Source organism: Natronobacterium texcoconense (assembly GCF_900104065.1).
Taxonomy (GTDB): domain Archaea; phylum Halobacteriota; class Halobacteria; order Halobacteriales; family Natrialbaceae; genus Natronobacterium; species Natronobacterium texcoconense.
Genome location: NZ_FNLC01000002.1, coordinates 952,448 through 971,380 on the forward strand (window position 1 = coordinate 952,448; position 18,933 = coordinate 971,380).

The 18,933-nt window shown below is 64.1% G+C and carries 22 protein-coding genes; 13 read left to right on the forward strand and 9 right to left on the reverse strand.

Annotation, left to right across the window (positions count from 1 at the left end):
- Positions 1–89: 89 nt before the first annotated feature.
- The 3 genes from BLR35_RS12045 to BLR35_RS12055 form a co-directional block, all read right to left on the reverse strand.
- Entirely contained in the window at positions 90–1,538 is a 1,449-nt protein-coding gene (locus BLR35_RS12045; protein ID WP_449289332.1) for a tripartite tricarboxylate transporter permease, read from the reverse strand.
- 50 nt (positions 1,539–1,588) lie between these two features.
- Positions 1,589–2,338: a tripartite tricarboxylate transporter TctB family protein gene (locus tag BLR35_RS12050; RefSeq protein ID WP_090382126.1), complete on the reverse strand. Its 750-nt coding sequence runs from the start codon at positions 2,336–2,338 to the stop codon at positions 1,589–1,591.
- Between the two features lie 90 nt (positions 2,339–2,428).
- Entirely contained in the window at positions 2,429–3,460 is a 1,032-nt protein-coding gene (locus BLR35_RS12055) for a Bug family tripartite tricarboxylate transporter substrate binding protein (RefSeq protein ID WP_090382129.1), read from the reverse strand.
- 273 nt (positions 3,461–3,733) lie between these two features.
- Between BLR35_RS12055 and BLR35_RS12060 the strand changes: the two genes are divergently transcribed.
- Positions 3,734–5,011: an MFS transporter gene (locus BLR35_RS12060; RefSeq protein WP_090382131.1), complete on the forward strand. Its 1,278-nt coding sequence runs from the start codon at positions 3,734–3,736 to the stop codon at positions 5,009–5,011.
- Between the two features lie 7 nt (positions 5,012–5,018).
- On the opposite strand, the gene BLR35_RS12065 is transcribed toward BLR35_RS12060, so the two are convergent.
- The 4 genes from BLR35_RS12065 to BLR35_RS12080 all read right to left on the reverse strand — a co-directional run bounded on the left by BLR35_RS12065 (position 5,019) and on the right by BLR35_RS12080 (position 7,902).
- A complete protein-coding gene (locus BLR35_RS12065; RefSeq protein ID WP_090382134.1) occupies positions 5,019–5,462 on the reverse strand; it encodes a hypothetical protein in 444 nt (147 codons plus the stop codon).
- A 51-nt stretch (positions 5,463–5,513) separates the two neighbouring features.
- Positions 5,514–6,197, reverse strand: coding sequence for an MBL fold metallo-hydrolase (locus tag BLR35_RS12070; RefSeq protein WP_090382136.1), 684 nt, complete (start codon positions 6,195–6,197; stop codon positions 5,514–5,516).
- Positions 6,198–6,300: 103 nt separating this feature from the next.
- Entirely contained in the window at positions 6,301–6,630 is a 330-nt protein-coding gene (locus BLR35_RS12075) for a hypothetical protein (protein ID WP_090382139.1), read from the reverse strand.
- A 108-nt stretch (positions 6,631–6,738) separates the two neighbouring features.
- The gene (locus tag BLR35_RS12080; protein WP_090382141.1) at positions 6,739–7,902 is read right to left on the reverse strand and encodes a cystathionine gamma-synthase; all 1,164 of its coding nucleotides are present in this window, start codon (positions 7,900–7,902) and stop codon (positions 6,739–6,741) included.
- A 131-nt stretch (positions 7,903–8,033) separates the two neighbouring features.
- On the opposite strand from BLR35_RS12080, the gene BLR35_RS12085 reads away from it, so the two are divergent.
- The 9 genes from BLR35_RS12085 to BLR35_RS12125 all read left to right on the forward strand — a co-directional run bounded on the left by BLR35_RS12085 (position 8,034) and on the right by BLR35_RS12125 (position 14,174).
- On the forward strand, positions 8,034–8,342 hold the full coding sequence (locus BLR35_RS12085) for a 50S ribosomal protein L21e (protein WP_090382143.1): 309 nt from the start codon (positions 8,034–8,036) through the stop codon (positions 8,340–8,342).
- A 12-nt stretch (positions 8,343–8,354) separates the two neighbouring features.
- On the forward strand, positions 8,355–8,711 hold the full coding sequence (locus BLR35_RS12090) for an RNA polymerase Rpb4 family protein (protein ID WP_090382146.1): 357 nt from the start codon (positions 8,355–8,357) through the stop codon (positions 8,709–8,711).
- Positions 8,712–8,898: 187 nt separating this feature from the next.
- On the forward strand, positions 8,899–9,492 hold the full coding sequence (locus BLR35_RS12095; protein WP_090382148.1) for a DUF655 domain-containing protein: 594 nt from the start codon (positions 8,899–8,901) through the stop codon (positions 9,490–9,492).
- 127 nt (positions 9,493–9,619) lie between these two features.
- Positions 9,620–9,970: an ArsR/SmtB family transcription factor gene (locus tag BLR35_RS12100; protein ID WP_090382151.1), complete on the forward strand. Its 351-nt coding sequence runs from the start codon at positions 9,620–9,622 to the stop codon at positions 9,968–9,970.
- The gene (locus tag BLR35_RS12105; protein WP_090382153.1) at positions 9,970–10,266 is read left to right on the forward strand and encodes a DUF7521 family protein; all 297 of its coding nucleotides are present in this window, start codon (positions 9,970–9,972) and stop codon (positions 10,264–10,266) included. The genes BLR35_RS12100 and BLR35_RS12105 overlap by 1 nt, the downstream gene beginning before the upstream one ends.
- Before the next feature lie 56 nt (positions 10,267–10,322).
- On the forward strand, positions 10,323–11,168 hold the full coding sequence (locus tag BLR35_RS12110; protein WP_090382155.1) for a 16S ribosomal RNA methyltransferase A: 846 nt from the start codon (positions 10,323–10,325) through the stop codon (positions 11,166–11,168).
- Between the two features lie 66 nt (positions 11,169–11,234).
- Complete coding sequence (locus tag BLR35_RS12115) at positions 11,235–12,353, forward strand: mechanosensitive ion channel family protein (protein WP_090382158.1); 1,119 nt, start codon at positions 11,235–11,237, stop codon at positions 12,351–12,353.
- Positions 12,353–12,925: a HemK2/MTQ2 family protein methyltransferase gene (locus tag BLR35_RS12120; RefSeq protein ID WP_090382161.1), complete on the forward strand. Its 573-nt coding sequence runs from the start codon at positions 12,353–12,355 to the stop codon at positions 12,923–12,925. The genes BLR35_RS12115 and BLR35_RS12120 overlap by 1 nt, the downstream gene beginning before the upstream one ends.
- A gap of 40 nt (positions 12,926–12,965) precedes the next feature.
- Positions 12,966–14,174 (forward strand): outer membrane protein assembly factor BamB family protein, encoded by a 1,209-nt coding sequence (locus BLR35_RS12125; RefSeq protein WP_090382164.1) that lies wholly within the window; start codon positions 12,966–12,968, stop codon positions 14,172–14,174.
- 21 nt (positions 14,175–14,195) lie between these two features.
- On the opposite strand, the gene BLR35_RS12130 is transcribed toward BLR35_RS12125, so the two are convergent.
- Both BLR35_RS12130 and BLR35_RS12135 read right to left on the reverse strand, forming a co-directional pair.
- Complete coding sequence (locus BLR35_RS12130; protein WP_090382166.1) at positions 14,196–14,402, reverse strand: hypothetical protein; 207 nt, start codon at positions 14,400–14,402, stop codon at positions 14,196–14,198.
- 42 nt (positions 14,403–14,444) lie between these two features.
- The gene (locus BLR35_RS12135) at positions 14,445–15,572 is read right to left on the reverse strand and encodes a M48 family metallopeptidase (protein ID WP_090382167.1); all 1,128 of its coding nucleotides are present in this window, start codon (positions 15,570–15,572) and stop codon (positions 14,445–14,447) included.
- A 162-nt stretch (positions 15,573–15,734) separates the two neighbouring features.
- On the opposite strand from BLR35_RS12135, the gene BLR35_RS12140 reads away from it, so the two are divergent.
- The 3 genes from BLR35_RS12140 to BLR35_RS12150 are packed head-to-tail and all read left to right on the forward strand — an operon-like array spanning position 15,735 to position 18,893.
- Positions 15,735–16,736 carry a 5-methyltetrahydropteroyltriglutamate--homocysteine methyltransferase gene (locus BLR35_RS12140; protein WP_090382171.1) on the forward strand — a complete coding sequence of 334 codons (1,002 nt, stop codon included), beginning with the start codon at positions 15,735–15,737 and terminating at the stop codon, positions 16,734–16,736.
- Positions 16,733–17,803, forward strand: coding sequence for a methionine synthase (locus tag BLR35_RS12145; protein WP_090382173.1), 1,071 nt, complete (start codon positions 16,733–16,735; stop codon positions 17,801–17,803). Before BLR35_RS12140 ends, BLR35_RS12145 begins: the two co-directional genes overlap by 4 nt.
- A gap of 55 nt (positions 17,804–17,858) precedes the next feature.
- Positions 17,859–18,893: a DUF7972 family membrane protein gene (locus tag BLR35_RS12150; protein ID WP_090382176.1), complete on the forward strand. Its 1,035-nt coding sequence runs from the start codon at positions 17,859–17,861 to the stop codon at positions 18,891–18,893.
- Positions 18,894–18,933: the final 40 nt, after the last annotated feature.

An 18,933-nucleotide genomic window follows, 5' to 3' on the forward strand; every position in this document is an offset into this window, starting at 1 on the left:
CGGGAGGTCCGTTCTTTCTCGACGTGCCGAGCCATCTCTCGAAGTCGATACCGTTCGATACCGCTGCCGGAAAACAAAGTCGACGACGATCAGGTACGGAGCCACTCGAGTCCGCGCTTGACGAACGGGCCGAACAGGACCGCACAGATCGCGAGCACGAGCAGTGGTGAGAACCAGCCGTACTGGATCGGGTCGACGAATATCGCCCACGAACCGCCGGAGATCTCGAGCGAGGTGTGGAGGTTCCGTTCGGCGATGTTTCCGAGGACGACGCCGAGGACGAACGCAATCACGGAGTAGTTGTACCGGACCATGTAGAACCCGATCACGCCGAAGACGACGATCGTCACCACGTCGATCGCGTTGGCGTCGAGTGCGTACGTTCCGAGGAACGAGAGGACGACGACGATCGGGATGATGTAGTCCGTGTCGAGCCGGGTCAACAGCCCGAGTCTGGTGATCAGTGTGAGACCGACGAGCAGGATCACGACGTTCCCGACGAGCAAGGCGAGCAACATCGCGTAAGTCAGTGCGAGTTCGCCTGCCGGGTCGAACATGCTCTGGCCGGGATTGAGGCCGTGCATGAGTAGACCGCCGATGAGGACGGCCGTCGAGGAACTACCCGGAATCCCGAACGAGATGGCGGGCACGAGCGAGCCAGCGACGGTCCCGTTGTTCGACGCCTCGGAGGCGACGACGCCGGTCTCGTTCCCGGAGCCGAACGAATTGGGATCGTCGGAACTCCGGACGGCCTCCGAGTAGGCGACGAAGTTCGAGACGGTCGCGCCGGCACCGGGGATCGAGCCGACGATCATCCCGATGAATCCGGACTTGACGACCGTAATCGGGCGCTTGACGGTCTCGACGACTCCTTCGACGACGCCACCACCGATTCGGACTGGGCCGTTGGCGATACCTCCCTCCTGACCCGCGAGTTTCATCATCTCGGCGATCGCGAACAGGCCGATGAGGACCGCGACGAAGTTGATCCCGTCGTACAGCAGCATCGAGTCCGTATACCGGTTGTCGAGACTCATCGGCGCGGTACCGATCGTCGTCACGAGCAGGCCCGCCGCACCGGCGAGCAGCCCTTTCGCGATCGAGCCGCGAGTGACGACCGTGATCATCGCCAGTCCGAGGACGGCGATCAGGAACCGCTCGGGGGTTCCAACCGCCAGTACCAGATCGATCAGGAACGGCGAGAACAGCAACAGGGCAGTGATCGTGAACGCGCCCGCGATCGTCGATGCCGTCGCGGAGATCGACAGCGCCGTCGCTGCCCGCCCCTCCTTCGACATCGGGTAGCCGTCGAACATCGTCGCCGCCGACGACGAGACCCCCGGTGTGTTGATGAGGATCGCCGCGATCGATCCACCGTACATCGCGCCGCTGTAGATGCCGACCAGCAGGACGATCCCGTTCGTCTCCCCGAGCGGGAGCGTCAGCGGGAGGACGATCGCCATCCCCAGCGGCGGTCCGAGGCCGGGGAGTGCGCCGACGACGATGCCGATCAGGACGCCCACGATCACCCACACCATCGTCTCGAGAGTAAACAGCGTATCGAAGGCGGCGATCAGCGTTTCGACGGTCACGCACTGATCACCGCGTCAGGGACGGCCGCCAGTGAAATCGGTAGTTCCGGCAGGACGGGCACCGGGAACCGCCACCCAGTGTACCAGCCGACCGCGATTTCGGGGGAAACGACGAGGAAGAACGCGTAGGCGATCCCGAAGCTCACTCCGGCCAGTGCGAGCGTCTCGTACCACCGCATCCGCGCCCACAGCGCGTAGAGCGCGACGAAGATCGGCGTCGCGTACAGCATTCCGATCGTGAACGTGAGCGCGACGTACACCACACAGAGGGCGCTGGTGACGGCCGGCCCTCGTGGATCGTCGATCTCGTAGGTGTAGGTCGCGGACGACGTCTCGGTCGTCGCGTCGCCGCTCGAGTCGGCTGCGTCGTCGATTTCGACGTCGTCCGCTCGCTCTTCGCTCGAGCGGTCGGCGTCGTCCTCGCCGAGCACCTGCATCGGTTCGGCGACGATCGATCGAACCGGAGCCGGGAGGTAGTTGCGCGCGAGCAACAGCGCGGAGAAGACGACCGTCGTGCCCGCAGTCAGTCGCGGGAACGTCGCTGCGTCCGAACTGAACTCGTTCGCGCCGTGGTACATGTACGCGCCCGCGACGAGGAAAAACAGCAACAGGACGTGTTCCATCGTCGGTCGCTCGCGGAAGACGACCTCGCCCGCGTCGCCGAGCGTCCGCGAGAGAGCACGGGCTCCGTCGGCGAGTGCGTCGATGCCGCCCCGGAAGGCGCGTGGAAGGTTCGTGTCTGGCATCGGATGTTTTCGGTCTCGGCCTCGCTTATTGTCTCACGTGAGTACAGAACTGGGGACGAACAGTGTAGTCGTCCCGGCGCTGTAGTGGTGTTATTCGTCCTCTTCCTCGATCTGCTGCTGGAACGCCTCGAAGTCGACGTTGTCCTCGAGGGCGTCGACTGCACCATCGAGGTCGGCTTCGGCCTCGTCGAGGCCGCGGAACTCGACGATGTTGCCGGTCTCGTCCTGCCACTCCTCGGTTTCCTCGTGGGTAGCAGCGTACTCGATGGCGTCCGCGAGTTCCTGGCGGACGTCCTCGGGCGTTCCCGGCGGCGCGATCTGAGTCAGTCGGAACTCGGAGATGTAGGCCAGACTGTCGCCGTAGTCGGTGATCTGGTCGATTTCGGGGAACGCGTCGAACTCGGTGTCGGCGAGGTTCACGACCGCGCTGACGTCGTTACCGTCGACGATGTCGGCCGCGGAGGTGTTCGTCGCGATGCCGGCCGGCACCTCGTCGGAGAGAACCGCCTCGTTGACCTCGCCACCGCCGTCGTAGGAGACCGCGTTCTCCCATTCGAGTCCGTAGTCGTCGCGAAGCAGGTGCGAGATGGCGTGGCTGTCGTGGCCGACGCCCTGGTGAGCGAAGTTCTCGAGGTCGCCGTTCTGGTAGGCGTCACGCAGGTCCGCGTAGTCGTCGATGTCGTGCTCGTCGTTGACGATGATCGTGTAGCCGAAGATCCCGGAGATGGCGATCGGTTCGAAGTCAGTCGGCTCCCAGTCGGTGTCCTCGAGTCGCCACGCGAACTGCCAGCTCGGAGTGTTGGCGGTCCCAAACGTGTAGCCGTCACCGTCCTGGCCGTGGAGCCACTCGACGCCACGGAGACTGGCTGCACCCGGACGGTTGTCGATCTCGATAGACTGGCCGAGTTCCGCTTCCGCGAGCGGGGCGAGCTGGCGTGCGTACGCATCCGTTCCGCCACCTTCCGACCACGGAATCATCCACGTTACCGAGTCGGTCGGGAAGTCGTCGCCAGCGTCACCACCGGCCCCGCCCGTCTCTCCGTCGTCGAGGCAGCCAGCGAGTCCAGCGAGCGAAATTCCAGCCGTTGCACCCATTCCCTTCAGCACGTCTCGTCGATCCATGCTTCCCCGTACCCACTGGACCAGTGATAAGGGTAGCATCCTGTGCAATAGTTACAGGTATCTATTACAGAAATGAAAAATGATGGTGTTTACTGCCAGTATTTTGCGTGATGTTGTGTATCGGGGGAGCCAATTACATGGCTCGAGATGCCTGACCGCGACGGAACCCGTCGAGGACAATACGGCAAACGCGTAACCCAACAAAACCCTTACTGTGACCTGTCGAAAACCCTGTCGCACGTGAATTTGCTTCCGGATACCACGAACCGCCGCGTGAACCTGTTTTCCGATCCCACGAAACGCCGCTGGATCGCGTGGGGAGCACTCGCCACCGTCTTCCTGCTTGTCAACCTGTATCGACTCTCGACGGGTGTGCTCTCGGAGCGGCTGACGGAAGACTTCGGAACGACGGCTGCACAGCTAGGGACGCTTCACGCCGCGTTTTTCTTCATCTACGCGATCGTCCAGATTCCGACCGGCGCACTGGCCGACCGGGTCGGCCCTCGCCACGTCGGGACGGCGGGCGCGCTCGTCCTCAGCATCGGCGCCGTCGGCTTCGCGCTCAGCGAAAGCTATCTCGCGGCGTTTCTCTCTCGAGCGATCATCGGTCTCGGTAGCGGCGTCATCTTCATCTCCATTCTCCGGTTCTGTGCGAACTGGTATCGGACCGACGAGTTCGCGACGATGACCGGGCTCACCGGAAGCGTCGCCGGACTCGGTGCGATCGTCGCGACGACGCCGCTTGCCGTCACCGTCGGTGCGATCGGCTGGCGATCGACGATGATCGGACTGGCCGCCATTGGCTTCCTCGCCGGAGGATCGGTCTACGTCTTCGCTCGTAGTTCACCGGCAGACGCCGGACTCGAGCCCATCGATGGCGTCCCCGAACAGCCGTCGGTGACGCTCGCGGAGACGACGGACTACCTGCGGACGCTCGCGACCGACGTAGAACAGTGGCTGCTCTCGATGGTCTTCTTCGCCGGCAACGGAGCGATGTTGACCCTGCTCGGACTGTGGGGCGTTCCGTATCTCGTCGTCGTGTACGGGCTGGACGTGACGACGGCGTCCTACTACACGTTGCTCGGCTCCGTCGGGATGCTCGTCGGGCCGCCGGCGATCGGGTGGATCTCCGACCGGCTGAATCGACGGCTTCTACCGATGACGGTAGGGCTCGGGCTGTACGCACTCGCTCTCGCCGTCGTTCCGATCTTTGGACAGCCACCGCTTCCCGTCGTCGCCGCGTCGTATCTCTGCTGTGGGATTCTCGTCGGCGCTTCGATGCTGTCGCTCACGACGGTCAAAGACCGGTATCCCGCCGACGCCAGCGGCGTCGCGACGGCAACCGTGAACACGGCTGGGTTCGTCGGCGCGACGATCCTGCCAGCGATCATGGGCGTCGTCCTCGATGCCTACCAGACGGGCGATACCGTCGGCGGCACCGTCGTCTACACCGAGTTCGGATACCGGATCGCGTTCGGTATCCTCGCCGGTGCCGTCGCCATCGCGTTTTGCTGTTCGCTGTGGCTGTTCGTACGGGATCGGACGGTATAGTTGAGAACTAGTAGTCCGGCTGCTTCTCCGGATCCGCACCCAGATTCGCTTCCGAAACGATCTGCGCGCCGGGATCGGAGAGTTCGACGGTGACGTCCTCGGGAACGACCTTGCTGATCTCGTCGACGTTACCGGCCAGTACCGTCAGGATGTCGTCAGGGTTCGCGTACAGCAACATCGTCCCGTCCTGGCCCTCCGCGACGAGTTGCGTGTCGTTCAGGACGACCTGATCGTTCTGGATCGTCGCCGCGACGACCGGCAGCGCCGCCGGCTTCCCCTTCTCGTCGTCCCGAACCTTCCGAATGTGAACCGCCTCGAGGTCGAGGACGTCCTTGTGTTCTTTGACGCGCTCGGCGCAGGCGACCATGTCCTGTAGCAGCGCCGATTTTTGCTCTCCTGCCTCGTGGTCGCCGTCGAGACAGTGCTGGCAGACGCGAAGCTCGAGTCGCATTACTCGCTCGTTATCGACGGAGACCGATGAGCGTTCCGTTTCCGGCACCGGCTACGACTGGCGCTCGTAAATCTCGCGAATCTGCTCGCTCCCACGGTCGACGTAGCCACCGTGGTAACAGACGGTATGTTCGATCTCGAGGTCGGCGAGCCTCCCGACCGACTCGAGGGCGCGATCCATGTCGGGAGTGAACTCGCGTTTCGGACCCGACAGCGGCTCCTCGCCGTCGGCTACGAGCGCGTCGCCGGCGAGCAACAGCCCACTCTCGGGGAAGTACAACGATACGTGCCCGGGCGCGTGGCCGGGCGTCGCGACGATCTCCATCGGCCCCGCGAGCGTCGGGATACGAACGCCATCGGCGAGTTCGAGGTCGACGTCGACGGGCGGATAGCGATCTCCGTCGCCTTTGATCGGATCGCGCTCGCCCGTGATGTACGGTGCTTCCTCGCGGTGGGTGGCGACGACCGCGTCCGTGTGCTCGAGCAACTCCGCCAGCCCGCCCGCGTGATCGCCGTCGTGGTGGGTCAACACGACCAGCCAGATATCCTCGAGTTCGTGCTCGAGGCTCCGGAGGTGCGTGCGAAGGGAGTCGACGACGCCTTCGGGACCGACGTCGATCAGGACGAGTCCGCGGTCGGTCTCGACGACCGCGGGCGTGATCGTCAGTTCGCGACCACCGTACTCGACGGTGATCGGGAGCGCGTGAAGGCCGGGATCGTCGGCGCTGTTCGACATAGCTGGTCGTTCGTCGGGAGCGACGAAAACGCTTCGAGGTGGAATCGCTCGAGTTCCGATTCCACAGTAGGTCGGCGATCGATCGACACGAGCGGGTCCGCGATCAGAACTTCGGTGGCCAGTGTTTGATCAGTACGATCGCGGCGCTTCCGTAGAAAGAGACGAGAGTGACTGCACCGATCGGCGATAATCGAAAGACGGTGTAGGGTCCGACGAGGAGCAAGGCGAGGAGACCGCCCCCGACCTGTAGTACGACACCGAACGCCGTCAACTCCGCTTCGCGTAATTGAAAGATGTTCTCGTATCTGAACGCGAGTTCGGGATCGACGAGGCTCAGGCCGCAGAGTCCACCGATGATCAACCAGACGGGAACGAAGACGAATTCGATGGGATGCCAGGAGATCCAGAGCACAACGACGTTTATCGAGATCATGTGAGAAACACGACAATAAGGACTCAAATAATTTAGGGTAATAGAAGGGCAAAGAGACTGACCGTCCGAGACCACTCCCAGCAATCGAGGTTCGAACCGGAGGACGCCCTACTCGAGCCCCTGCTCGAACGCTTGCTTCAGATCGCCGATCAGGTCGTCGACGTGCTCGATGCCGACCGAGACCCGGATCAAGCTATCCTTCAACCCGGCCTCGAGGCGCTCTTCGCGCGGAATCGCGGCGTGGGTCATCGGTGCGGGCTGTTCGATCAGGCTCTCGACGCCGCCGAGACTCTCCGCGAGGGTGAAGACCTCGGTCGAGGAGACGACCTCGCTTGCCTCCTCGAGGCTGGCATCGAGTTCGAAACTGAGCATGCCACCGAAGTCTCGCATCTGCTCGCTGGCGATTTCGTGACCGGGATGGGACGCGAGGCCGGGGTAGTAGACCCGCTCGACGTCGGGGTTGTCCTCGAGCCACGACGCGATGGCGCTGGCGTTCTTGCAGTGGCGGTCCATCCGGACGGGCAGGGTCTTGGTCCCCCGGAGAACGAGGAAGCTCTCGAAGGGACCGGGCGTCGCGCCCACGGAGTTCTGGTAGAAGCCGAACTCCTCGTCGAGTTCCTCGTCGTTGGTCAGGAGCGCGCCGCCGACCACGTCGGAGTGGCCGCCGAGGTACTTCGTCAGCGAGTGCGAGACGATATCGGCACCGAGATCGAGCGGGTTCTGGAGGTACGGCGTCGCAAACGTGTTGTCGATGGCACAGAGCGCGTCGTGGTCGTGGGCGATCTCCGCCGCGCCCTCGATGTCGACGATCGACATCAGCGGGTTGGTCGGCGTCTCGAGCCACAGCAATTCCGTGTTCTCCTGGAACGCCGACTCGATCGCCTCGAGATCGGTCATATCGACGAAGCTAAACTCGAGGTCGTAGTCCTCGTAGACCTGCGTGAAGATGCGGTGGGTGCCGCCGTAGACGTCGTTGCCGGTGACGACGTGGTCGCCGGACTCCAGCAGGTTGAGCACGGTGTTGATCGAGGCCATCCCCGAGGCGAACGCGCGGCCGTACTCGGCGTTCTCGAGGCTGGCGAGGTTCTCCTCGAGGTCGGTCCGGGTCGGGTTTCCGGTCCGGGAGTACTCATAGCCCCGATGTTCGCCGGGGGCGTCCTGTTCGTACGTCGAGTTGGCGTGGATGGGCGTCATCAGCGCGCCCGTCTCCTCGTCGGGTTCCTGTCCGGCGTGAATCGAGCGGGTTTCGATCCGGAACTGGTCGTCGTCCATGCGTGGGCCGACGGGTCGGAGGTAGGTTACGTTTGTCTTCTGTCCCGCCGGGCGAACTCGCGCGCCACGAACTCCCTCCGTCGCGGAACGTGCGTTTTATAACCGTCACCAAGTAAGAGGGGCGTACGACTATGCCGAACTCTAATGGCCCTCGTCAGGGAACCCGGAACAAACTCTCGAACGATCCCCGAGAACGCGGGGCATCGCCGCCACAGCGTGCGATTCAGGAGTACGAGGAGGGCGAGAAGGTCCACCTCAAGATCGACCCGAGTATCCACAAGGGTCGCTTCCACCCGCGCTTCGACGGTCGAACCGGCGAAGTCGTCGGTAAACAGGGCGACGCGTTCAAGGTACAGATTAACGACGGCGGCAAGGACAAGACGCTGATCGTCGCCGCAGCCCACATGCGCGCCCAGGAACGCGCCGAAGACCGCGTCTAAACAGCTCCCAGCATGACGATCTTCAAAGAGATCGTCGACGAGGAGTTCCTCACGGTCTCGGAAACGAAGGAACTGCTCGCCGACATCGAGGCCGAACGCGCACTGGACGAGGACCGCGAGCTCCCCTACGAACTCGCTCGAGCGATCGAACACGTCAACCGGTTCACCGCCCTCGAGCCCGAGGAAGCCCAGCAGCTCGTCGACGACCTCCAGGAGCTGGAGAAAGTCGACGAGGCGACGGCGTACAAGATCGCCAACCTCCTCCCGCGCAACCGGGACGAGCTTCGATCGGTGTACGCACAGCAACGGTACTCGCTGTCGGGGGACGAACTCGACGATATTCTCAACGTCGTCGCGAAGTACGCCTGATACGGTCTGCTGTCGTCAATTCCCGCCGATCGCCGACCCGGGCTGGCGATCGACGGGAAACAGTTACAGCAGATCGTATGCCGTCGGTTCCTTCGCTTCGATCGTCTGGTACCGCATCGAATGCGTTCGACCGTCCGTAGTCGAGCGGGCCGATTCTTTAAGTACGCCGTCCCCATATCTACAGGCAATGAGCGAAGCCGACAGCGATGGGACGGACGACGACGTTCGACGCGCGGTGGTACTGGACTATCTCGCCCACGGCCTGTCGGACGACGGACGACCACAGTACGAGAAGTCCCCCGCCGGGTACGCCCTCGGTATCGAGGACTTCACGCTGTATCAGGTCGCGTTCGACGAGGACGAACGGCTCACCATCGGGAGCGAGGTCGTCGTCGGACCACGCGACGAACGCGACGTCGTGACCGAGTGCAACGCCGTCGAGTACGAGGACCTCTCCTCGGGGGCGAAGTCCGAACTCGAGTACGTCGTTCAGGACCTGGTCGAGGAGAACGAACAGCGGTTCGTCGACTTCTACAACGACGCCCAGCCGATCACGCTGCGACTCCACCAGTTGAATCTGCTCCCGGGGATCGGCAAGAAACTGCGCAACAGCATCCTCGACGAACGCAAGCGCAAACCCTTCGAGAGCTTCGAAGAGCTCTCGGAACGCGTCTCCGGACTGCACGACCCCGACGAAGTCCTCGTCGAACGCATTCTCGAGGAACTCCAGGAAGACGACCTGAAGTATCAGACGTTCGTCGGCCGCGAACAGGGTCAGTAACGTCATTTTCGACGCCTTCGCCGCGCGAGAACGTCCCACCGACAGTGACTCGTCTCGCCTGCCCGCCATTCCCTGGGCCAGCGAACGCACGTCACGTTTTATTTCCAACCAGTCGGTACGATTGTGCGTGGTCGACGACTGTGATCCCGCTGACGTGTTCGCCCTCCTCGACGACGAGTACGCGCGCTCGATCCTCGCGGCCACGAGTCAAAGAACCATGACAGCGACGGAACTCAGCGACCAGTGTGAGATGTCCCTCTCGACGGTCTACCGTCGAACGGACTCGCTCGAGGAGTGCGGTCTCCTCGAAGCCAGTACCGAGATCGATCCCGAGGGGAACCACACGACGGTCTACAGCGCCCGGTTGCAACGACTGACGATCGAACTCGAGGACGGAACCTACGACGTGCGCCTCGCGGCTGGGTCGGTCACTCGAGAGTACGCCGACGCCTTCACCGACCTCTGGGAGGGACTGTGATGTTCGGAATTCCACCCGAGACCGCGACGAGTCTTACGTCGACGATCGTCCTCCTCCAGATCGCTGTCGGGCTGGTGATCACAGCGCTCGCGGCAGTTGGCTACCGGCGGAACCGGAGCCAGCCGATGTTGTTTCTCGCAGTCGGTATCGCACTGCTCACGTTCGTCTCGGCAGTGTTCACGATCGCGGTCGCCCGGACGGGATCGGTCGCCATGACGCCGCTCGTCGGCCAGCTGACGGAGTTCGTCGGCCTCCTGTTCGTGCTCTACTCGATCGTCCTGGCGCGCAGGCAGTGAGTCGGCGACGGCCTCGAGACGGTGCGTTTACACCCGCCGACCCCCAACCGCCGGCAATGAGAGACCCCGACGCGTTGATCGCCCGGGCTGGCGTCCGCGGCGATCCGGATCGCGACCAGCACTTCCTCGTCGACGACCGCGTTCTCGATCGGCTTCCTACCTACCTCGAGGAAGTGGACGCCGACAGCAGCCACCTGCTCGAGATCGGCGGCGGAACGGGCGCGCTGACGGACCGACTACTCGCGCTCGCGGGCGAGAACGGCGAGGTAACGGTCGTCGAACGCGACCGCGACCTCGCAGCGTTCCTCCGCGAGGAGTTCGCGGACGCGATCGACGCCGGCCGGCTGACCGTGATCGAGGGCGACGCCCTCGAGGTCGACCTGCCCGACTTCACCGCCTCCATCTCGAACCTTCCCTACGGCGTCTCGAGTGAGATTTCCTTCCGGCTGTTGCCCGAGGGGAAGCCGCTCGTGTTGATGTTCCAGCAGGAGTTCGCCGAACGGATGGTGGCAGAGCCTGGCACCTCGGAGTACGGCCGGCTGTCGGTCTCGACCCAGCACTACGCCGACGCGGAACTCGTCGAAACGATCCCGAAGGAGGCGTTCTCGCCGCCGCCGGCCGTCGAGAGCGCGGTCGTTCGACTGCGTCCTCGCGACCCCGAATACGAGGTCGCAAACGAGGAGTTCTTCCTGCGGTTCGTGAAGGCGCTGTTCACCCAGCGCCGAAAGACGATCCGGAACGCCATCCGGAACACGGCCCACATCTCCGGGCTGGCCGAACCCGAGGCAGTCGTCGACGCCGCGGACGAGGAAATTCTCCGCAAACGGGCGGACGCGATGGCACCCGCGGAGTTCGCTGCACTGGCTGAACTGGCACTCGAGGAAAGCGGCCTCGAGGAGTAATCGACGTCGTCGCCGACCAACGAATACTCAAAGCTCGACCGTCGACAGCTTCCAGAGACCGACGTTATGTCAGGAATACTGGCCGGGCTCGACTGGCTCTCGAGTACCGTCGAGACGCCACGACAGCAGGTCGCCGTGACCGTCGCCGCGGTCGGGTTCTTGCTGTCCGTCCTGCTTTCGTACCGGCGGATCCAGCACTGGCTCTCCGAACGGACCAGACCGCTGTACGCCGACGTGCTCTCGTTTACGTTGCTCGCGGGCACCTGTCTGCTCAGCCTGGCCGTCGTCCTCGGTGTGTGGGACCTGACCGGGGACATCCAGCAGCAGTTTTCCGAACTCGGACTCGGTGAGGACGTTGTTGCGCGAGCGATCATCTCCTTTATCCTGATCGTCGCGACGTCCATCGTCGTCCGATTCCTCAAACGGGTACTCGAGGAGGTACTCGGTTCGGCGTCGGCGGTCACCGCCCACCAGCGGGAGGTAACCCACCGGATCGTGCAGGTCATCGTCTGGTCGCTGTCGCTGGTCGTCGTCCTCGGCGTCTGGATCGACGACCTGGGTGGCCTCCTCGTCGGCGCCGGTTTCCTCGGAATCGTCGTCGGTATGGCCGCCAGACAGACCCTCGGGACGGTCCTGGCGGGCTTCGTGTTGATGTTCGCCCGGCCGTTCGAGATCGGCGACTGGATCGTCGTCGAGGACGAGGAAGGGGTCGTCACCGACATCTCGATCGTCAACACGCGACTCCGGTCGTTCGACGGCGAGTACATCATGATCCCCAACGACGTCATCTCCTCGAGCATGATCACCAACCGATCGAAACAGGGTCGCATTCGCGTCGATATCGACGTCGGCGTCGACTACGATGCGGACGTCGAGCGCGTCTCGGCGCTCGTGGAGTCGGTGCTCGAGGACCTCGAGTACGCACTCGAGGCACCGTCGCCACAGGTCGTCTCCAAGGAGTTCGATGACTCGGCGGTCGTCCTCGGTGCCCGGTTCTGGATCGACAACCCGAGTTCGGCACGCCGCTGGGAGGCGCGGACGGCGGCGATAAACGCGATCAAGCGGGAGTTCGACGCGAACGGAATCGACGTTCCGTACCCACAGCGAGAACTGTCGAACCGAGGCGAAACCGACGTACGGATCGGGGACCCAGAGGAACGTATGACACCACCGGAGGAGAAGTAATGGGGCTCCGAGAGCAACGCGACGTCGAAACCGACGTCTACCAGCCGGCAGAGGACTCACAGCTACTGGCCAGCGCCGCCAGCGACCGAATCGCGGGCGACGAACTCGTCCTCGAGGTCGGCACCGGGTCGGGCTACGTCGCCCACACGGTCGCCGAGGAGACCGGTGCCCGCGTGATCGCCTCGGACCTGAACCCCCACGCAGTCCGCCAGGCTCGCGACGAGGGCCTCGAGACGGTTCGTGCGGACCTCGTTTCCCCCTTTGCCGACGGGACGTTCGACGCCGTTCTCTTCAACCCGCCGTACCTGCCGACCGACCCCGACAACGAGTGGGACGACTGGATGGAACGCGCTCTCTCGGGCGGCGAGGACGGCCGGGAAGTGATCGATCCGTTCCTCGAGCGCGTCGGGCGCGTACTCGCTCCCGATGGCGTCGTCTACCTGCTGGTCAGCAGCCTGACGGGGGTCGACGAAGTCGTCGAGCGGGCTGGTGAGGAAGGGTTCAGTGCGGTCGCCGTCGCCGACGAGTCGTTCCCGTTCGAGACGCTGACGGTGCTCGAGTTGTGTCGGTGAACGGAAGATACTTTTTGGAACGTCTAGAACAGATGAAGAGATGCCCTCCACTCGACGGAATCTCCTGGCTAGCGTCGTTGCCGGGAGCGCCGCTATTGCGGGATGTATAACTGGCGAACAGGCACAGTCGCCGACGCCGGACGAACCCCCACCGTCGGGCGTCGACGAACTACCCGATCCCGACGGCCACGTCTTCGGTGCGAACGGCTCGTGGTCGAGTTTCGGCTGTAACGCCAACAACACTCGTGCAGTTTCCGACGGCGAGGCACCGGTCGACGGTGTAACTGAGCAGTGGCGCGTCGAGGTTCCCCAACTCGCGTTCGATCCACCTGTCGTCGCCGACGGGGTCGTCTATTTGCTCGACCCGCCACAAACGCTTCGAGCCCTGGATGCGACCGACGGTGACGAACTGTGGGCTGTCGAAGACGCCAGACAGTTACCGCTGGTCCGGGACGGAGTCGTCTATGTCTCGTCGTACGATACGGTTCGTGCACTCGGGGCCGACACCGGCGATCTCCTGTGGGAACGGGAGTTCGAGCTGCCGGGACGAGTAACGTCGCCGGCGACCTACGCAGGAGATCAACTGGTCTGTGGCGTTGGCGAGACTGTCGTCGCGCTCGAGGCCGACACCGGCGAAGAGGCGTGGCGACGCGACGTCTACGGACAGATCCTCGACCATCTCGCGTTCTTCATGGGCTACGGCATCGTCGTCGCCACCGAAGCGGGGATGGTCTACGTGCTCGGGGAGGACGGAGTCGGGATGCGACGGTGGCAACTCCCGGCACCGGTGAGACTGCCGCCGACTGCGGATAGAGACACGATTTACGTCAACTGTCGCGACGGGAATACGTATGCGCTGACCGGCGAGACTCGCATCGAGGTGTCCTGGACGGCGGGAACTGGTGGGGCAAATCACGGTATCGGCGTCGTCGACGACCTCGTCTTCGTCAGGGGGTACGACGACCTCTACGCACTCGATACCGACGACGGGACCCACCGGTGGGAGTACGACGTCGGCGACTGGTCACAGACCGCGCCGGCGTACGGCCGCGAGACGGTGTTCGTCGGCGGCGACGCCCTGTACGCGCTGGATCCGACGCCCGGCGGCAATCCCGACGATGGCCCCGCAGTCCGATTCCGACAGGAGTTCGCAGGACGGGTCGGACCCGGTCCGATCCTCGACGACGGCGTGCTCTACGTCGTCGCCGAAGTCGACGAGGAAGAGTACGCGTTGCTCGCCCTCGAGTAAACCACAGTTCGGCGCGCGAGCCTATCGATCCCGCTCGCTTCGGTCTCGAGCGTCACTGGATTCCTTTTTTGAGTCGTCTACGATGTACTCGTCGTGGTTCGGCGTCGTCCAGTCGCTGAGCCAGGTATCGGCGAACCGACCGCCATCGTGGTGCCACAGGGCGAGCCTCGTTCCAGCATAGGACGCCACGACGAAGAAGAGAAACCCGGCTACGAGTTCGACTACCATATCGTTCGTGTCAGACGTGACACTGAAATAGTATTCGAAGCACTATCCGGTTTCGACGGTCCTGACTCGCTCACGGCTCATGTTCCGCAACCGCTCGATTCGCTTCTCGACCGGCGGATGCGTCGCGGGTCGCCACTCGAGTGCCCGACCGATGCGCCCGAACAGTCTCGAGAGCACGGCCACGAATTCGGCGCGGTCGAGTTCGCTGTCCGCGTCGGGAATCCACCGGGAGAGCGACGACTCCTCGAGGAGGTCGGCATCAGTTCGTTCCCCCAGCGCGTAGGGAACGATGCCGAGCGTCGCGCTCGCGTGAGACCGCCGGCGGGCGTCTTCGTTGGGTGGTCCAGCGCCGTCGAGCGTCTGGAGTGCGGATGCGAGCGCAGCGGGATCGCCGACCAGTTCCGCGCCGGCTCTGTCAGCGGCGTACTCTCGAGCGCGGGCGTGAAAGCCGACGGAGATGGCGTTGATCGCGAGCACCGTACGCGCGAGAACGCTAACTAGCAGGTAGAACGCAGAGAGGACGACGATCGGAATCGCAACGAGTGCCAGCACGATCGTGACCGAGCCGATCGTGAGCAGAAATCGGATCCACTCGCCGAGCCGTCGCTCGCGGGCGAACAGCCCTTCCGAGATCGACCCGATCGTCGCGGCGACGGTCGCGACGGTCGCGTCCCGGTTCGCGAGGTGGGCTACCTCGTGGGCGAGGACGGCCTCGAGTTCGTCGGCCGAGAGCGTCTCGAGTGCGCCGGTCGTGACGACGACCGTCGCGTCGGTGCCGTTGCTGACGGTGAAAGTGGTCGGTTCGTCGGTGTCGGCGACCGCGACCGACGGCTCTTCGACGCCGGCGGCGAGTGCGAACCGACGGACGCGCTCGCGAAGGCCGTGGGGGTCGCCGTCTTCGACGGGTCGGGCGTCGACCGACTCGAGCGTTCGGCGATAGCCGTACCGACCGTGAACGAGGAGGAGCAGGCACGCCGCCAGTACGACCGTCCCGCCCGCGAGCGGAAGCGGCGTTCCCGCCTCGGCGGACGAACCGGTGAGGCCGAGTGCGGACGCGACGGCGAACAGCGCCCAGGCGACGACGGCGAGGACGCCCGTTGCGACGAGGACGAGTATCGTGAGTGTCCCCACCAGGCGAAGTCGAAGGGACCAGCGGGACCGACCGGACATACGGAGGCGTTCGTCCCATCAGTAGAAAAACATCCGTTGCTGGTCGCGCTGGGTTGCAGCAGGCTGTCTTCCGCCGTGGCGCTCGAACCGGACCCGAATTACTGTAGGGCATTAATATGGATGGAAAATATTAAGCGTCGGTATAGCCTACCCCGCCGTACGATGACTGAGTACGTTTCGACCACACCGGGGCTCTTTCCGCTCCCGGACTGGGCGAAAGACGACCTCTCGGACCTGAAAGGCCACCAGAAACACGACCTCGTCAGCGGCGACGAAGGCGAGGAGATCACCGCGGCCTACGAGGAGGCCCGCGAAGAGGTGATCGACGTTCAGGAGGACGCGAACCTCGATCGCATCGCCGAGGGCCAGCTTCGCTGGGACGACATGCTCGCACACCCACTGGCCGTCCACGACGCCGTCGACACCCAGGGGATCGTCCGCTACTACGACAACAACAACTTCTACCGCGACCCCGTCGTCCAGGGCGATCTCGACTTCTCCGGCGACGTCGCGAACGAACTCGAGGCCGCAGCCGAACTGACCGACGGCGACCTGCAGGCCGTCCTCCCCGGCCCCTACTCGCTCGCGGACCTCGCGACCGACGAACACTACGGCGACGAGGCCGACTTCCTCGCGGCCATCGCCGACTTCCTCGCGGGCGAGGCCGAGGCGTTCCCCGAGGTAGAGACGCTGTTCCTGCTCGAGCCGTCGCTCGTCGAGTCGGCACCCGAGGACGGCCAGGACGAACGCGCGAGTGAAGCGATCGATCAGGTTGCAAGCGCCACGGACGCCGACGTCGTCGTCCAGCCCTACTGGGGCGCACTCGAGGAGAAAGTCTACGCACACCTGCTCGACGCCGATATCGACGCGGTCGGCTTCGACTTCGTCGCCAACCAGGAGGACAACCTCTACAACGTCCAGGAGTACGGTGCGACCGACGATATCTCGCTCGGACTCGTCGACGGCCAGAACACGCTCGTCGAGGACCCCGAAGCGGTACGCGACCGCGTCGACTGGGTGTACGACCAGATTCCCGTCTCCGAGTTCGAGACCGTCTACCTGACGACGAACACGGAGACGTTCTACCTGCCATACGCCAAGTTCGAGGAGAAACTCGCCGTCCTTGCCGAAGCCGCGGACCTCGCGGAGGTGAAAGCAGCATGAGCCGAAACAAAGATCAGTTCCGACCGGACGACCACGAGAACGACCACTTCCTGCTGTCGACCGTCGTCGGCAGCTACCCCAAACCCAAGTGGCTCAACCGCGCGAAAGAGCTCTACCAGGACCCAGACCACGGGTTCGACGAGGACGACTGGCAGGAGGCTAAAGACGACGCTTCCCGCCTCATCACGAACGAACACGAACGCGCTGGCCTGGACGTCGTCGTCGACGGCGAGATGCGGCGCAACGAGATGGTCGAGTTCTTCGCCCACCGCATCGAGGGCTACGAGTTCAACGGACCCGTCAAGGTGTGGGGACACAACTACTTCGACAAACCGAGCGTCGTGAGCGAGGTCGAGTACACCGACTCCTGGCTCGTCGACGAGTACGAGTTCACCGCGAGCGCGACCGACCGCCCGGTCAAGGTCCCCATCACGGGCCCGTACACACTCGCGAACTGGTCGTTCAACGAGGCCTACGACGACGACGAGGCACTCGCCTACGACCTCGCCGACCTCGTCAACGAGGAAATTGAGAAACTCGTCGAAGCCGGCGCTCGCTACATCCAGATCGACGAACCCGCGCTCGCAACCACGCCCGACGACCACGCCATCGTCGGCGAGGCACTCGAGCGCATCGTCGCCGACATCCCCGAAGAGGTCCGGATCGGCCTCCACGTCTGTTACGGCGATTACTCCCGTATCTACCCCGAGATCCTCGAGTTCCCCGTCGACGAGTTCGACCTCGAACTGGCAAACGGCGACTACGACCAGCTCGAGGTCTTCAAGGACCCCGAGTTCACGGCCGACCTCGCACTGGGCGTCACGGACGTCCACGTCGCCGAAGTCGAGTCCGTCGAACAGATCGAAGAGAACATCAAGAAAGGGCTCGAGGTCGTCCCGCCGGAGCAGCTCGTCGTCTCGCCCGACTGTGGCGTGAAACTTCTCCCGCGAGAGGTCGCCTACGGCAAGATGGCGAACATGGTCGAGGCAGCCCGCAACGTCGAGCAGGACCTGGACGACGGCAATATCGACGTCGAACGCGGCACCGCGGCACCGGCCGACGACTGACGGTCCCTCTCGTTTCAGGCTCAACGGCTTTTCGTCCGCCAGTCGAACGTAGGGTATGAAGAACCCGCTCTCGAGCGACACGCTCAGGGGACGGACCGGCGAGAGCCGGATCGCCCACTGGGTCTTGCTCGACGCGAACCGGTGGCTACTCGCGGGCGTGCTGTCCGTCCTGACGTTCGTCACGTTCGTCGCGCTCGGAGCGGTTGCCCTGCCGCTTCGGGAGGTGATGGAGCACGGTTCCCCCGTCGAAACGGCGTTCCAGGCGCTGATCGCGGCACTACTGACCGGTGTGACGCTCGTCGTCGCGATCAACCAGCTCGTGCTTTCCCAGGAACTCGGGCGGCTGGGCGACCAGCACGGCTGGATGAGCGAGGCGATGGAGTACCGACGGAAGGTAGAAGAGCTGTTCGGATCGGTCGGCCCGCCCGATCCCGCCCAGTTTCTGCAGGCGCTCGTCACGACGAGCAGCGACCGGGCCGAGCGACTGCAGGAGGCCGTCGCCGACAGCGCCGACGATGCGCTCCGGAGCCGTACCGACCGACTGGTCGAGAACGTTTGTCGGAACTCCGAGGAGATCTACGCGCAACTCGAGACCTCCGACTTCGGCGAGTTCGGCGTCCTTCGGTCGGGGTTGAACTACAACTACTCCTGGAAGATCTACGCCGTTCGACGGCTGCGAGACGAACACGAGGAGAGTCTCGACGACGAGGAACTCGAGGCGTTCGACGACCTGATCGATTCGCTGACGCTGTTTGGCCCTGCGCTCGAGCACTTCAAGTCGCTGTACTTCCAGTGGGAGCTGGTTCATCTCACGCGGTCGATCCTGTACGCCGGACTGCCGGGCGTGGTCGTCGCGACGGCGACGGTGCTGTACCTCGACCCGGGGCTGGTCCCGGGATCAACGCTCGGCGTGGACAACCTCGTGTGGCTCGTCAGCGCATGTACGACTATCGCGCTCGTGCCGTTCTTCCTGCTTGCGGCCTACGTCTTTCGGATCGCGACGATCTCGAAGCGGACCGGCTCGCTCGGTCCCTTCATCCTCCGACACGCCGAGAGGACGGCCGCGATCGACTGGGACGACGAGGAGTGACGTCCCTCGAGCGCGATCCGTAACGTCTTGTGGACGGCAG